We start from the raw sequence: 16,032 nt of genomic DNA on the forward strand, positions 1-16,032 counted from the left end.
GGGCTTTACTAATCCCAAAGACTTCGCTTTCCCTTAGAAGGCGTAGCGAAGGCTGAATTGGAACTGACGCTCCGAAGCGTAGGTGCTGCCCTTCGACGTGACCTGACCAAAGGCACTGCTGGTCGGATTCGTATTGGGGTTATCCAGGTTCGGATGGTTCAGATAATTGAAACCCTCTGCCTTGAAGACCAGCATGTGATTTTCGTGGCTTGGGATAATGTGGAACTCTTTCTGCAACGCAGCTGAGAAGCTGTTGAAGCCGGGGCCATAGATCAGGCCCCGCATGCCACGAGGAGCATAGGTGCCAGGCAGGGGTGAGCACCAGGTACCAACAGTCCGATTGGCGGCCGTGGGGTTATTGAAGTTTGGGCACGTGGTTGCCTCAAACCATTGTCCAACGCCCGTGCCGCCAGCGAACTGGTGAGGCAGCCGGGGATTTTTGGATACAACCGAAAACTGGCTGCCGGATCCTGGACCAACTCCAGCGTAATCAGTAGTCTGCGTGACGTTCTGCGGACGACCTGTCTGCGCCTGGATGGTTCCGGAGAACTGCCAGTTGCCGAGGAAGGTGCGACCAAAGACATTGCTCATGTGGTTGGCAAGACCGATGTCGTACACGTAATTGAGCACGAGCACGTGACGCGTATCGAAATCGCTGGGACCATACATGCGCGCATTGTTGAACGCATCGACGATGTTAGTACCGTTTGACGAACCATAGTCGAGGCTCTTGGACCAGGTATACGCCGCACCGAAGAGCAGCCCCTTGGTAAGACGGCGCTTCAGGTTGGCCTGCAACGAGTGATAGAAGGCTCCGCCTGCGTTCTGGGCCTCGATGATGGTCGAGAAGCCCTTGTAAGGACGCAACGAGTCGGGGTTGACCTTGTTGATGAGATTTGGTGTCCCGGGAGCGACCGTACCGATGGGAAGCTGGTTGATGTTGGCCAGCTGCTCCAGGTGGTAGCCGCGGCGGCCGACGTAGCTCAGCGTGAAGACAGCCACGTTGGAGAACTCATGTTCCACCGTCACGTTCCATCCCCATGCCTCGGGGCTGGGGTACTTGTACGCGTGCGAGTTGAAGGCCAGCGGAAGCTGGTTCACACCGTTACCGCCAGGTGTATCCACGTTGCCGTTGGTCACCGTCGAAGACGGCTGGAACGGAGCATTGCCGCCAACGTGCACCGTGTCGCTGATACCCAGACGCTGTACATAGCGGCCACCGCCAGCACGAATCACCGTGTAGGGATCGATCTGATAAGCAAAACCTACACGCGGCTGGATGTTCGAATAGACCGTCGGCGAGTAGTTGGAGTCGAACCCGCGGAAGAGGCGCTGGAAGTTGCCGTTGAGAATAGCGTCGGGGACGTGGCCCTTGGCTGAGCTGGGGAAGCCGCTGCCGGGAATAACAACACCGTTGTAGGCGTCGCCTCCGGTGAGGTAGCCCGTCTTGGAATCGACAGCAGGAGCGAGAGCAGGGTTATAGACGCTGGGATTGAAGAACGACTGATTGCCCCACAACGCATGGTACGACTGCATGATGTCGTAGCGGATGCCATACTCCAGCACCAGCTTCGAGTTCACACGCCACTGATCTTGTCCGTACATGCTGTACATGTTGCCGCGGAACAGCGTGTAGGAGCGGGTTCCAATCTCGCCATAGGTATTGAAGAAGCCAAGAGCCACGTTGGCAATAGCCGCCCCAGACGTGCTCGCTTGGCCGTCGGTAAAGTTGAACAGGCCGTTCTGATTGTTCGTGGTTCCAGGCCGCGTGTTGTCGACGCTGATCTGGTCGTAGTTGTTCTCGCCGGCGTACTCCCACTGGAAGCCGAACTTGATGGTGTGTCGTCCCCAGACCTTGGTGACATTGTCGCCTGCATCGTAGACGATACCCCCGGAGCGCGACGGGTACGGTCCGCCGTCCAGCGTGCCGAAGTTCGCAATCTGGATGGTCGGAATTTTATTAGGTACAACCTTGGTTGCTGCGCCAAACAAATACGGATAATTGATGCCGTACTTCGTACGGTCCGACAGACCCGACGAGGTATCAATTCCGATCGTGACGTGGTCAGCGGCTGCGGAAACGAACGCATCGTTGACCCAGGTGGGGCTGATGGTCCAGTTCCAGTGCAAGACACCGATCTGGTTGGGGCGATGGAAGATACGTGGATTCGTATTGAAGTTGCCGAAGTGCGGCTCGTAGTCGTCGTAGTTGTAGTTCAGCATGCTGAACCGGAGGTGATGACGATCCGTCGGGACATAGTCGACAACGACCGAATCCTTACGCTGGCGTTCAGTGTAAAGCGCTGAATCGATCCAGTTGTATTGCGGTGCGCTGGTGTTGGGCAATGGATAGGCCTTCAGCAACCCAAGACCATTGGCGCTCAGATCCGATGCAGGGATGATGTTGCCGGCATACGCCACGGTGTTATTTGTATTCGGCTTGTAAAGCTGCACTGGTGTTTTGTAAAAGATATTCGAGCCCAGCAACTCGCTGAAGTTGCCGGTGCGCATCAATGCCGTCGGGGTAAACTGTGTCGCGATGTCGGCATGGTTGTACTTCACCCACTCCTGGCCGACGAGGAAGAAGAGCTTGTCGTGGTTCTTATTGAAGCCGGGGAAGAAGACCGGGCCATTCAGGTTCCACCCAAACTGGTTATAACGAAAAGCGCCGCGCGCGACGCCGGAGAAGTTGTTCTTCCACAGGTTTGCATTCAACGCGCTGTTGCGGAAATACTCATAGGCGCTGCCGTGGAACTGCGACGAGCCACTCTTGGGCACCATGCGGATCTGTCCGCCATTGGTGCGGCCATACTCAGCCGGATAGCTGGTTGTCAGCACCTGGATCTGCGAGGTCGAATCCACATCGGCCACGCCGACGCTGGTGCCGTTGGAACGCGTACGCACCATCGGAGCGCCGTCGAATGTGATCACGCTCTCCTGCGAGCGCGCACCGTTGACGTTGATGCCGTTGTCCAGACCGAAGGCAAACGCCGCCATCGAGTTCGAGCGCACAACACCCGGTTCCATCTGTGCGAGGTAGAGTGGGTTACGTCCGTTTAGCTGGATGTTCTTCACCTGCTCCTGCGCAATCAGCTGGCCTACCGCGCCGCTCTCCGTCTGTACCGTGTTGGCATTCGCTTCGACCGTGATCGAGGTGGCGGTATCACCGACCTTCATCGTGAGGTCGACACGGCGACCAATGTTCGGGTCGACCTGCACGCCGTTGAGTTCGGTCGTCTGGAACCCGGTGGCCTCCGCCTTCAGGTTGTAGGTACCCGGGGGGAGGTTCGTGATGGTGAAGCTGCCGCCCTCATTGCTCGTCGCATGAATCTCACTATGCGTCGCCTGATTCGTTACCGTGAGGTTGGCCTTGGGAACGACGGCACCCGATGAATCGGTAACCGTACCGGAGAGGGAAGAGGTGTCTTGTGCAAGCGCGGACGAACTGACGAATAGCGCGCCCGCGATGGTCAGGATCGCGAACAGTACATATTTGAATTGTTTCAACTCGGGCCTCCGGAGTTGTTGTTGCTATGTGAACGGTTTACTGCAATTTTCTGGTTACGTTACCGGTGAAGGTGCCAATCTTTTGGCCCCCCTTTTTAGAAAAACACAGCATAGACTGTCAAGCACTTATGTATTGGTGAACCTTACTTGGTATGGTCCCGACCTCTCGCTAAGTGAGTCCTATGTGAGGCTTGCGCGAAAAGATGAAATGTTGATAAACGTCCGGCACACTGTCCGAAAATTTGCGCTGCTTCAACAAATCCGAGCGGCCGATCTGAACAAAAGCCGAAACCGCTTTCGAATGAATAGGGTTTGTTACAAATTGGCATATCGCAGCATCGGCCTCCGCATCCTATGCGCCAGCAACGACCGCTACTTTCCGATACAGAACCTCGAGAAGATCAGACGCAGAATATCCTCCGCCGTCGTCGTTCCGGTCAGGCTGTCGAGTGCCGTCAGCGACTCATACAGATCCACCAGAATCATCTCGTGCGGAATGCCTGCCTCACTTGTCGTCTTCGCCCTCTCCAGCCCTTCGAGCGCGCGCGTCACCGCCTGCCTCTGACGCAGATTCGTCACCAGAGCCGTATCCTGCTCAGGAGCCGCTGCACCCGACATCTCGACGATCGCATCGCGCAGCTCGGCAACCCCTTCGCCAGTCAACGCTGACGTTCGCACAACACGACGCGCATCTTCGAGTGCAGCGGCATCCCCGCCCAGATCCGCCTTGTTCGCCGCCACCAGTACGGGACGCCCCGCCATCGCCGCCAGGGCCTTCGCATCCTCTGCGTGCACCTGAGCCGAAGCGTCCACCACCAGCAGCACCAGGTCCGCATCTGCCATCGCCTCGCGCGACTTCGCAATGCCGATCGTCTCTGCCTCGTCTGTCGACTCCCGCAGGCCCGCCGTGTCGATCAGCTCGATAGGGATTCCTCCAATTGCAACTCTCTCTGTTACAAGATCGCGCGTCGTTCCCGGAGTCGCCGTCACAATCGCCCGATCGCGTTCCACCAGCCGGTTGAACAGCGACGACTTGCCCGCATTCGGCCTGCCTACAATCGCCAGCCGCAGCCCGTCATGGACGATGCGGCCATACTCAAAGCCGCGCTCCAGCCCGCGCAGCGGAGCCTCCACCGCCGCAATGCGCTCCGCAATCTCTTCCGCAGGCATCGTCTCAATATCGTCCTCGGCGAAGTCCACTCCCGCCTCAAGACCCGCAATCAACGCCACCAGCCGCTCCTTCACCGGAGCCACCTGCCGCGACAGCGCACCTCCCAGCTGCCGCGCCGCCACCCGCGCCTGGTTCAGCGTCGAAGCCTCGATCAGATCGCGCACCGCCTCAGCCTGCGTCAGGTCCAGCCTTCCCGCAAGAAACGCGCGCTCCGTAAACTCGCCCGGCTCCGCCAGCCGAGCGCCCGCTGCAATCGACTGCCGTACCAGATACTCCAGCAGCACCGGGGAGCCATGCGCCGCAATCTCCACCACATCCTCGGCTGTGTACGAGTGCGGCCCCGCGAAGAACGTCACCACCGCCTCGTCCAGTACCTCGCCCGTTGCGGCGTCCACCACCTCGCCAAACCGTGCTCGTCCTGCAGCCAGCGGATGCCGCAGACGCACCATCGGCTCGGCAATCGAACGCGCCTCCGGCCCCGACAGCCGCACCACGCCGATCCCACCGCGTCCCGCAGGAGTCGCAATCGCCACAATCGTGTCGTTGCTCTGACCTTCGCCCATAACCGAAACAACCACCGAGCCTTAGGATAAAACGCCACCCCCTGTTTCCCTCATCTTCCACAGGGCTTTCCAAGTGAAGTTTCCTCCTCAATCCCTCTGCACTTTTCTGCGCAATCGCCCTCAGCCCCGCGCTTTCGAGCTAAGTGTTCACGCAGCGCGGTTTGGCGATTGAAATGCATTGATCCGGAGAAACAAAACTACAAAGCCCCACCTTCGGGCCCTTCCCACCTTTCTGCGAACCATTTCATCCGAGCAAGGAGCTCTTTCAAATGAAGTCCCACTTCTTTGCCTCAGTCCTGGCCATGGGCATGATCGTGCCTGCCGCCCTGGCTACGCCTCTTACCATCACCTCGCCCACCGGGGGCGCTCTGCCCTCCGGCGTCACCGCCGTCGGCGGCATCGTTGCCGACCTCAAGGGAGCCAACGGAAACCGCATCGTCAGCCAGGTCGCCGCCAGTACCGAATACATCGGCTTCCCCGACTCCTCCGCCTACCCGCTTCTCTTCGGCACGCAGAACGGCTTTGACTCCTCCATCGTCTCCGAGCTCGGGGGCGGCATCTCCTCTGCCTCCTTCCGCATCACGCTTTACGATGGCGACAACCAGGCCGGCAACTTCGACTACAACCAGAACTTCCTGCTGGTCAACGACCTCAACTTCGGCAACTTCTCCAGCGTCTCCACCGAAGAGACCAACGGAACCGGCACCACCGTCTACTCCAGCGGCCTCGGCTTCGGCAACGACATCCTCGGCACCGGCTGGTTCTCCTCCACCGACCCCGCTCTGCTCGCTGCGCTCTTCAACTCGCTCACCAGCGGCAAGATCGACTTCCGCATTAAGGACCTCACCCCCGGCGACCAGTACTACGACTTCACCCAGGGACTCGACGGCTCCGTCATCAACGTCGGCACCGGCCCCGTCGTCACGCCGCCCACCGGAGTCACCCCGGAGCCCAGCACCTTCCTCATGCTCGGCACCGGCCTCGTCGGAGCAGCCGCACAACTCCGCCGCCGCTTCGTGAAGAACTAACTCGGCGCTCCATCCGAGTTCATCCACCCAGAGGGAGGGACACCCGTTGTTCCTCCCTTTCACCTTCTGAGGACGTCTCGAAAAACCTGTTTTTCTTAAGGGAGCGGTTGCAGCCGCGCCGAGCGCAACTCATTTTGAATGCAGCTGAGCCGCCGAGGTCTCCAACAACTGACGCAGAGGTGTTGCATAGTTTATTCTGCGAGTCTCCAGCACTGTTGAAGAGGGTTGGTTAGGCCTTTCCTTATGTGGAAGCGTTTGTTCTCAGCGTTTGCTCTCATTGCCTATGGCGCGCTTTTGATCAAATTCGTGGTGTTCAAAGCCATACCCATCATTCACATCGGACATCTGAAGTTCAAGTTCAGCGGCACCCATACCGGTCCTGCCAACTTCGTCCCGTTCAAGACCATCCGGCCTTTTCTCAGCGGACGAGGAAATCACTTGATTGCAATCGTGAATCTGGCCGGGAATATCGTTCCGTTTGTTCCAATCGGATTTCTGGTTCCCTTCATCTATCGAAAGATGACGTGGCAAAAGTCACTCGCTCTGGCGGTTGGCGTTGGTCTTGTCATGGAGGGAATGGAGGTCGTGTTCCGCGTGGGCATATTCGACGTTGACGACATACTCCTGAATGCAATCGGCGTCATGATCGGCTACTGGATATTTGTCCTTTTCGTGCAACGAATGCGGCCTCATTTGAGGTCATCCTAGATATCCGCCGTACTCGCCCCTATCCAGTGGTCTGTCCACTTCTATAGAATGACCACGCCGTCAAAAGCTTATCCAAAACTCACGAGGCAATGATGCGTCTGAATCTCATGCTCTTCGGCTGCCTGCTCCTCGGCTCCTTCGCAGCCGCCAATGCACAGCAGGACTACTTCTCCAACTGGCCCGCAGGCACCAGCCCGCAGGAGGTCGGCAAACAGCTGGCCGACCACTTCGTCACCAGCCCGCATCAGTACACCAAGACCATCCACTACTCCGAGATCTGCACCTGGTACGGCGCGCTTCGCTTCGCCGCTCTCACCCACGACGACGCTCTGCGCGACGCGCTCATCAAGCGCTTCGAACCCCTGATGCCCGGCGGAGCCGAAGCTGAGCGCCGTCCCCAGCGCCGCCATGTCGACGACTCCATCTTCGGCGTCGCACCGCTCGAGATCGCGCGCCAGACCAGGGACGACAAGTTCCTCAAAGAAGGCCTCTGGTGGGCCGACCGCCAGTGGGAGAACCCGCAGCCCGACGGCCTCTCCGCCGAGACCCGCTTCTGGATCGACGACATGTACATGCTCACCATGCTGCAGCTCGAGGCCTACCGCGCCACTGGCGACAAGAAGTACCTCGACCGCGACGCGCACGAGATGGTCGCTTACCTCGACAAGCTCCAGCAGCCCAACGGCCTCTTCTACCACGCACCCGACGTCAAATACTTCTGGGGACGCGGCGATGGCTGGGTCTCCGCCGGCATGGCCGAGATGCTCAGCGAGCTGCCCGAAAATCACCCCGACCGCGCACGCATCATGAAGGGCTACAAGCTCATGATGTCCTCGCTGCTCAAGTACCAGGGCAAGGACGGCATGTGGCGCGAGCTGATCGACAAGGACGACGCCTGGCCCGAAAGCTCCTCCTCCGCCATGTTCGCCTACGGCATGATTATGGGAGTCAAACACGGCTGGCTCGACGCCGCCACCTACGGCCCCGCCGCACGCAAGGCATGGATCGCCGTCGTCGGCTACGTCGACCAGAACCACGACGTCACCCAGGTCTGCGAAGGCACCGGCAAAAAGGACTCACTCGAGTACTACTACCAGCGCAAACGCCGCACCGGCGACTTCCACGGACAAGCCCCCGTCCTCTGGTCCGCCGACGCCCTCATCAGCGCAGGCGTGAAGTAAAACGCAGAGGCATGATGTAAACGCAAAAGTCGAAAGTTCAATCCGAGCTGAAAACAAACCGGAGGCAGAGGGAATCTGCCTCCGGTTTTATTTGCACACAAATATCCCACGACTCTAAAAGAAGGGTGTCATTCCGAGCGAGCGCAGCGAGCCGAGGAACCCCCGCATTTCGCATCCCAGCCACCACCGCCGGGTGCCCCACACATGACGCAGCTTCATTGCGGCATGGGTGAGACATTCGCGCGAAAGCGCGAACCCTGCATCACCCCACCCGCTTCCGCAAAAACACCGTAGCCTGCGGATTTTCGTTATACCGCTCACAGTCCACATACCCGCGTCGCCGATACAGCGCAATCGCGGCCTTCAGCCCATCGTGGCTGTCCAGATAGACCCACTCCAGCCCCTTGCTGCGCGCATACGCCTCCTCGGCATCCATCAATGCATCGGCAATCCCCAGCCCACGCGCCTTAGGACGCACATACAGTCGCTTGCACTCCCCGGCCCGCACAACCGACTCCAACCGCCGCAGCACCACGCACCCCACCGGCCTCTCGCCCAGGTACGCCAGCCACATCCCCGCTGCATCGTCGGCGAGCATCTTCGCCATCTCCTCCGGCCCATCGCGCACCACCACCTGCACCGCCTCGTAGTACTCCACCAGCAGCTCCAGCGCATCCTCCGTCAGAGCCTCCAGCCGAACCACGCGCACCGCAGTCCTCTTATCACGCGCACCATCCGTATTCAGAAGAGAACGCACCTTATTCAACGACCCCAGCAACGCAGCACGCTCCTCCACACGCAACGGCTCCAGCATCCCGCGAATCTCCTCCGATGACCGCGCATTCAACTCCGCCACCTTCCCCTCGCCCACCGCCGTCAGCGTCAGCAGCCTCTCCCGGCCATCGCGCTCCGACACCGCCTGCGCCACCAGCCCCTGTTTCGTCAGCGCAGCCAGCAGCCGGCTGATGTACCCGGCATCCAGCCCCAACTGAGCACGCAGCGCCGAAGCCGTCACTCGCTCGCCCGCACCAATCTCATAAAGCAGACGCGCCTCCGTCAGCGAAAACTCGCCATCCAGATGCTGCCTCCGCAACAACCCCAGCCGAGCCGTATAGAAGCGATTGAACTCCCGCACCGCCAGAACCGCATTGTCAACCCCAGCCAAACCCGATCCAGAAGTCATAGAGCAAGCATAGAGAAAATTATTTGCTTTTGGCAACTAATTAGCGTGGCCTTCTATTTTTCTCCCTAACCAAGAGAAGCCCCGGGCAGTTCAGAAATCCCGCATTGCCCCATCCTCACGACAGAAGCGTGTGGCATTTACAAGCCCGTAGCAGAGGGAAATACAGGCGTTTTAGGGATGCGGCTGCAGTTGTGGATGCGGCTCAGGAATATTCTCGATCGCGGGTTGCCCCTCAGCAGGCGGATGCGTATCTTGCGGATGATGCACTTCGGGAAGTCGATCGTCCGGCTGAGCCGGTTTGACTCGTTCCTCAACAGCCTTGCTCATCTCCTCAAGAGAATGCCCCCCAAGTCGGAGTGACTGTAAGGCAAGTTTATTGGTATGGCTCTGTTGAGCAGCATCCGTAGCAAGAGACACAAGCGCAGATTGTATGGTGCCCACCTGGTCATAGGCTAACGAGTCATTCAGTGCAGCTTCCAACCCATATCCAGAAATCTCCTGCAATTCATTTGTTTTGATGATGACAAACTCTGCATCTCTCGACGCATCCATTTTGGCGATGATCGCTGCGGCCGATTGCTGTTGGAAAAATTGATTGTCGATACTGGTTTTCGTGGACTGGACCAGGGTTGAGGCGGTCGAGAGGATTGACTTCGTATCCACATCGCCAATCAATGCGGAGACAGCACTCAGCGTAGCCCCTGTAACCTCCGCTCCAAAGGTCAGGCTGTTCCTGTTCTTGTTGAGGCCGTCACGAAGCGTTCGATAGTGACTATCAGAGATGGTTTTCAGGCGCATCTGCAAGTCGTTCCGCTGTTCCTTCGTTGGGGCCGTTGCACGGTATTGTGCGATGAGATTCCGACACTGCGTAATCTCATCTCCGTCAACAAAAATGGGAAAGTTGTTGTTATTGGCCTTCACCAGCCGATAATGGCAACCGGTTGAAAAGACAAGTACCAGCGTCAAACACGAAACGTATCTCTGCATGCGCGCCTCGCCTGGTTCGAATTGATTTTGGGGACACTGTTGGGGGGGACACCCTTGTAATAGGGCAACGAGGGAGTGAAGTCAAGATGAATCAGAAAATATTTGCCTTATGCCCATTCATGGCGCACCCAGACGGAGCCTCTCTCAGCCATGAAAGCGGGTGCCCATCTTCGCTGGCGAGCTAAGGCGGGATCGCAAAACCTCCGGCCACCACTAAAACAGCTCCCCTTCATGACGTTCCAGCAAGGTGCATACGACGAGCGCCCATCCATCGCGCACCAAAGCGGCCCCCTCCCAGCCACCAAAACAGGTACACCACTCCAACAAAGCGGGAGTCCCACTCATAGCGCAGCTTCATCGCAACATGGGTGGTGAATCATTCGCGCAGCGGCTTCATCGCGACAAGGGTGGTGGCATTCGTGCAGCAGCTTCATCGCGACAAGGGTGGAGGCATTCGCGCACAAAGCGCGAACCGCCTCTAGGTACGCCAAGCCTTCAGGCTTGACCCTCTCAATCAGCCGCCGCGAAGCGGCCACCGCTCTGCCGAAGGCTGGAGTGAAGCCGGAGGCGAAACGACCCCCAGCCAGCTTGAGCGAAAACTCTGTCAAGCCCCCAAAAATCGCAACTCCCTCATTCCAAAGCAAATAAACCCACAAAAATCTGCCGATGAGTTTCCCTCATTTCGCTACACTTAAATCAGTAAACAAAAGCCCCGGCCATAAAGCCGGGGCTAACTCTTTATAAATCAATATTTTGACATCTAAATCATGTTGATTCAAGATTTTGCAAATTCGGTACGAGCCTAAGCCTTATCGAATGAATATTTTGCGCGAAAACGGGGGGGAGGGGAGTGGAGCCGTCCTACACTCCCCACAACTTTACTGCCTCCTCCGCGATCACCTCCGGCATCTCCTCCGGGAAGAAGAGCTTCGTGTCTTCCAGCCGACGCACGCCGCACGAGCCCGGCAGCGTCCGGTCGAGCCACTCGGCCCACTCGACGCCGAAGAAGACGTCCGCCGTCGCCCACACGATGCGCGTCGGTTTGTTGAACGCCTTCAGCTCCTCGCGGATCGGCACCAGCGGGTTCGCGTCGAAGCCCAGCAGATACCGGCTGAACTGCTCCTTGCGCGCCGCCGAGCTGACCAGCGGAGCGAAGTAGCAATCGATCGTCGCATCCGTCAGCTGTGCTGGATGCGTATACGCGACACCGATTCCCTTGTCCGTCCGCGCGAAGTTCTTGTCCGCAAGCTGCGGCGCGACAAACTTGTCCGCAACGCCCGGCTGCTTCGCCAGGTTGATCACCGGCAAAAACGCAGGCGGAGGACTGTTCGTATCCACATCGCAGTTGGTGATCAGCAGCGACCGCACACGCGAACCATGATGCACCCCAAAAAGCTGTGCAATCATTCCGCCCGAATCGTTCGCCACCAGATCCACCTCGTCGATCTTCAGGTGATCGAGCAACGCAGCCAGCATCTTCACCTGAGCTGCCGACGAGACATCCGCATCCGCCGCAACCTCGGAGTAGCCGAGACCCATAAAGTCCGCCGCAATACACCGGCGATGCCCGCTCAGCCGCTCCAGCGCGCCGCGCCACTGATAGCCGTTCAGCGGAAAGCCATGCAGGAACAACGCAACCGGTCCATGCCCGCGCTCAACGTACGCGATGCGACCCATCGGAAGATCGGCGAACTGTCGCATGCGATGGAACTCCGCCACATCGATCGTTGAGGAAGCAGCCATCGGCGGCGCTCCGGACGACGACCCGCTGAACTTGCCCGGCTTCTGCACGACCGCACCGTAAGCAGCCTCAGCCATCAACGACGCTGTCGCAAAACCAAATGCATCACGAATAAATTCTCGCCTCATCATCTTCATCTCCGTTCACTCGAATTGAGCAACCACAGAGACGATTCTCGCGAGATCAAAGCGCAGCGTCGCACACGCGCTGCTGAAGAAGAGCACAAAGTGATGGAAAAATTCAGAGACTCAGATCGAGACTCATACGCTCCGCAAAGATGCGACGCATCTCCAGCGGAGAAAATCCCGTCGAGCGCTGCATGTGCCGCGCCAGATGGCTCTGATGCGTAAAGCCCGCAGCCAGCGCGATATCCGCAATCGTCTCGCCCTCACGCATCAGCAGCGACTTCGCGCGCTCCACCCTGCGCTCGATCACGTACTGATGGACCGCCGCGCCGACCGACTCGCGAAAGCCCGCGCGGAAGTGCGAGACACTCATATCGGCAACACGAGCCAGACGCATCAGCGAAAGATCTTCCGCAAGATGCGCCTCAATAAACTCCAGCGTCCGTTTCAGGCGCCTTCCGTCCAGACCGCCGCGTCGTGGCTCTTCGATGGTCACCGAGCTGTGGCCCGCAACCAGCCTAGCGACAGCAGACAGAGCAAGCCCATCGAGATACAGCGAACCTGAAGGCGAGCCCATCTCCAGCTCGCTCTTCATCGCCCAGCCAATCGACTCAAGCTGGCGATCGCGCGTCATAAAGCGATTGCGCAACTCCACCTTCTGCGCGCGATAGCCGTTCTCCTCAGCAACACTATCGAGCATCGTGACCGGAATGCTCATCAGCACCGCGCGATCGTTCTCATCATGCATCTCCCAGCGCGAAGGAACGCCCGCGGGAATGATGTCTATGTCACCGTGAACCGCCGAGCCCGTGTGACTGAATCCAGCGCGAAGGCACGACATGCGCGCAGCACGGCCGATGTGGATCGACACCAGCGCGTTCGGATATTCGCCGACTTCCAGAACGCCGCTCGTGTCGCTGCGCAGCTGCACGGCGAATCCGTCCGCAGTTCCCTGTTGTGCGTGAACGCGTCCCTGCGAAAGATCGTTCGCTCGACTCATCGATCTTCACCTCCACGCACCTTGGACTGCAGCTTCACGCAGTTCATAACAGCAAAGCTATCTCAACCAGATGCTGTGCAGCGCAGAAGGTCGCTCCGATTCATCACAAAATCGCTAAGGCGTCGGCGGAGGCGCCGCAACCGAGCGCGACGCACCTGCCGTCGCGCTGGTACTACGAAGTCCAGCAAGAATCTGCACCAGGAAATCGTTGGCTGCTCCAGGGTTGCTGGGTAGAAACAGCGTGTTCGTGCCCGACCGCGTGCCGACGTCTTTCAGCGTGTCGAAGTACTGCGTCAGCAATACCAACGCCATCACGTCTTCAGCCGTCGCGCCCGGCACGGACTCGCGGAAGTGTTCGATCGACGAGCGCAGGCCGTCGATGATTGCCTGACGCTCCGCCGCGATGCCTTGTCCCTGTAGAGCCTTCGAGGCTGCTTCGGCTTCGGCCTGCTTCACTTTGAGGATCTTCTCTGCCTCACCACGCGCCTGCGCGGCCACCTGGGCTCGTTGCGCGGCATTGATGTCGTTCATTGCAGTCTTCACCTTCACATCGGGGATGATGTCGGTGACCAGCGCGGTGAGGATGTTGAAGCCGAAGCCCGACATGATCGAGTCCAGCTCCGTCTTAACCGCAACCGAGATGCCGGATTGCTGCTCGAACGTCTCGTCGAGCGAGAGCTTCGGCACATGCCCGAGAATCGAGTTGAAGACAAAGCTTTCGATCTGCTTCTGCGGGCTCGAGAGCTTATAGAAGGCATCGAAGATGCGGTCTTCAAGCACCTGATACTGCACGCTTACCGGAATCTGTACGAAGACATTGTCGTGCGTCTTCGTCTCCACGGAGAACTGTGCCTGCTTCACCTGCAGATCGACGATAAAGGCGCGCTCGGCAAAGGGAACCAGCATATGCAGGCCGGGCCGCAGAATTCGGTTGAACTTGCCAAACCGCTCGACCACGCCTGCGGTGTACGTGCGCACGATAAACAATGTCTTGAGCACGGACACAAGAACGAAGATCGCAACGATTATCAGGACTATCAGCAGAAATGTATTCTGAGCATCCACAAGGCGCCTCGGAACAAGAAGATTCGCAAACGTGCAGTGCTCGGAGGATACATGAGCTGCAACCGTAAGTGTACCGATATCGCGGTTATGGCAGGCGGAAGTCGAGCCGCACGGTGGTGACGACCTCGACCGGTCTCCCATTCTGTAGATACGGAATGTATCTCCACTTCGAAACGGCCTCTTCGGCAGCGGCGCGTAGATGCTTGTCTCCATCAACAGCGCGCACGCTCTTTACGAACCCACTCTCGGAGATGAGAACATCCATTACAACGGGGCCTTCAATATCCTGCGCCTTGGCCGATGGCGGATACACAGGAACACGCGAAGCAATTAAATGTCTCGCCATTGCTGCGGCTGGAACATGCACCGCACTCCCCGAGGGAAGAAGCGGTTCTGTAACGTGCGCCTTGGCCACAACAAGTGGCCCAGCATGGTTCTCCTGCTTTTTCGGTGGCAGCGGAGCCTTCGTGGGCGGCGTAACGTTTGCATGCGATGCAACAGGTGCCAGCTGCCGAGGTTGCGTTGGCACGTTTGAGCTGGCAACGGGTGGCGTCCCTGCCTGATCCTGCCTGGGAGCTTGTTCCTGCGTTGGTGTATTTTGGGCTGGAGCGGGAGTGACCGTGCTGTTGTTTTCCGAGGACGGCGGCGGTGTCTGCGGGGTCGCTTCTTGTTTCAGCACACCCACCCGCTGCTTCGTACCTTCAGTCCATGAAGAGAGCGATGCCGTTGCGTTACTTAATAACGCGTGGCCTTTCTCTGTACGTGCGCCGAAGAAGCTCGCGATGCCGAGAACGGCAATCACGAGCGCCGCAATGCCGTAACGCGCGCCTGAAGATTGTTTCTCCAGGTCAGAATAGTTGGCAAGCGGTGTGGGTATGGAGGGATCGTCCTCAGGATCGGGAACGGACAGCCCGCGCTGCGAAAGCGTGTGCGCTGGACGCGGGGCGAAGACCTCTGCCTGACTGGCCGCTGCAGGCGGCATAGCAGGAACTGCTGAATGGACGACGCGTTCGCTAACAGATGCAGGTGCCATCTGCGGAGTCATCGGGAGTGATTGTTGTTCACCGCGTATCTGTACTGTGGGCGCCTCCTGCTTCGGCATGGACTCTGCCGAAGAAGGCGTCATGCTCACCTTCGTCTCTGCCGCAAATCTCTGCGGCATTTGTGCAGGTTCTGGTTCAGCCGTGTCTGCGGCGGGAGACGCAGCTACTGCGGATAAAGCAGCAGCCTCTTTATTTCTTGCATCGATCAGTGCGAGACGTTCGCGCAGCTCGCGGCTCGTCTGTTCAAGCCGTGCCAGAATCTCCCCGAGCGATTTACGCGCTTCACGAATCTCAGCATCATTGTGAACAGGCTCCAATGTGTTCTCAAGCAGCGTCGTCACGTGAGAAAGAAGGTCGTCATCCGGCTTGGCGATGGCTTCAGGCAGCTCGGCGGGACGTTCGATATCAACGCCGGAGAGCAGCTGGCGCAGCTCGGTGACTTGCGGCTGCATCTCCTGCGGCAGCGATGTGGATTCGACTCCGGTTGCACTCTCGATGACGGTGTCGAGCATCTCTTCATCGTTAAGTGGGGCTTCTTCGTCTTCGCTCAAAGCGCCGATCACAGACCAGAAGTCCATCGCGAAATGGCGGTCGTCGTGCAGACTCGTCAGCAGACCATTTAGATTCTCCGGGGCACCGAAGGAGACGCGATGCATATCGAACAGCGACCGCAGACGCTTTACGGCCTGCCCGCGCTGTTCAGCTTTTTGCAGCTCCACCATGCGTGGAA

11 protein-coding genes are annotated in these 16,032 nt (G+C 58.6%); 3 read left to right on the forward strand and 8 right to left on the reverse strand.

What is annotated here, in order from left to right; translation table 11 throughout:
- Positions 1 to 33: 33 nt before the first annotated feature.
- Together KFE13_RS09965 and mnmE are read right to left on the reverse strand one after the other, a co-directional pair.
- A complete protein-coding gene (locus KFE13_RS09965; RefSeq protein WP_260702963.1) occupies positions 34 to 3,507 on the reverse strand; it encodes a TonB-dependent receptor in 3,474 nt (1,157 codons plus the stop codon).
- Positions 3,508 to 3,879: 372 nt separating this feature from the next.
- Positions 3,880 to 5,241, reverse strand: coding sequence for a tRNA uridine-5-carboxymethylaminomethyl(34) synthesis GTPase MnmE (mnmE, locus tag KFE13_RS09970; RefSeq protein ID WP_260702964.1), 1,362 nt, complete (start codon positions 5,239 to 5,241; stop codon positions 3,880 to 3,882).
- Between the two features lie 269 nt (positions 5,242 to 5,510).
- Here mnmE and KFE13_RS09975 point away from each other — a divergent pair, with 269 nt between their 5' ends.
- The 3 genes from KFE13_RS09975 (at position 5,511) to KFE13_RS09985 (ending at position 8,158) form a co-directional block, all read left to right on the forward strand.
- Positions 5,511 to 6,269, forward strand: a complete 759-nt coding sequence (locus KFE13_RS09975; protein WP_260702965.1) for a PEP-CTERM sorting domain-containing protein — start codon at positions 5,511 to 5,513, stop codon at positions 6,267 to 6,269.
- Between the two features lie 243 nt (positions 6,270 to 6,512).
- Positions 6,513 to 6,977, forward strand: a complete 465-nt coding sequence (locus tag KFE13_RS09980; protein ID WP_260702966.1) for a VanZ family protein — start codon at positions 6,513 to 6,515, stop codon at positions 6,975 to 6,977.
- Between the two features lie 89 nt (positions 6,978 to 7,066).
- Entirely contained in the window at positions 7,067 to 8,158 is a 1,092-nt protein-coding gene (locus tag KFE13_RS09985; RefSeq protein ID WP_260702967.1) for a glycoside hydrolase family 88/105 protein, read from the forward strand.
- A gap of 262 nt (positions 8,159 to 8,420) precedes the next feature.
- Here KFE13_RS09985 and KFE13_RS09990 read toward each other — a convergent pair whose 3' ends face one another.
- The 6 genes from KFE13_RS09990 to KFE13_RS10015 form a co-directional block, all read right to left on the reverse strand.
- Entirely contained in the window at positions 8,421 to 9,341 is a 921-nt protein-coding gene (locus tag KFE13_RS09990) for a helix-turn-helix domain-containing GNAT family N-acetyltransferase (RefSeq protein WP_260702968.1), read from the reverse strand.
- 171 nt (positions 9,342 to 9,512) lie between these two features.
- The gene (locus KFE13_RS09995) at positions 9,513 to 10,307 is read right to left on the reverse strand and encodes a hypothetical protein (RefSeq protein WP_260702969.1); all 795 of its coding nucleotides are present in this window, start codon (positions 10,305 to 10,307) and stop codon (positions 9,513 to 9,515) included.
- Between the two features lie 882 nt (positions 10,308 to 11,189).
- Complete coding sequence (locus KFE13_RS10000; RefSeq protein ID WP_260702970.1) at positions 11,190 to 12,200, reverse strand: alpha/beta fold hydrolase; 1,011 nt, start codon at positions 12,198 to 12,200, stop codon at positions 11,190 to 11,192.
- 109 nt (positions 12,201 to 12,309) lie between these two features.
- Complete coding sequence (locus KFE13_RS10005; RefSeq protein ID WP_260702971.1) at positions 12,310 to 13,194, reverse strand: helix-turn-helix domain-containing protein; 885 nt, start codon at positions 13,192 to 13,194, stop codon at positions 12,310 to 12,312.
- 114 nt (positions 13,195 to 13,308) lie between these two features.
- A complete protein-coding gene (locus KFE13_RS10010) occupies positions 13,309 to 14,193 on the reverse strand; it encodes an SPFH domain-containing protein (RefSeq protein ID WP_260702972.1) in 885 nt (294 codons plus the stop codon).
- Positions 14,194 to 14,344: 151 nt separating this feature from the next.
- Positions 14,345 to 16,024, reverse strand: a complete 1,680-nt coding sequence (locus KFE13_RS10015; RefSeq protein WP_260702973.1) for an energy transducer TonB — start codon at positions 16,022 to 16,024, stop codon at positions 14,345 to 14,347.
- Positions 16,025 to 16,032: the final 8 nt, after the last annotated feature.

The sequence above is a fragment of the Edaphobacter flagellatus genome, assembly GCF_025264665.1.
In the GTDB taxonomy this organism is placed as follows: Bacteria; Acidobacteriota; Terriglobia; order Terriglobales; family Acidobacteriaceae; genus Edaphobacter; species Edaphobacter flagellatus.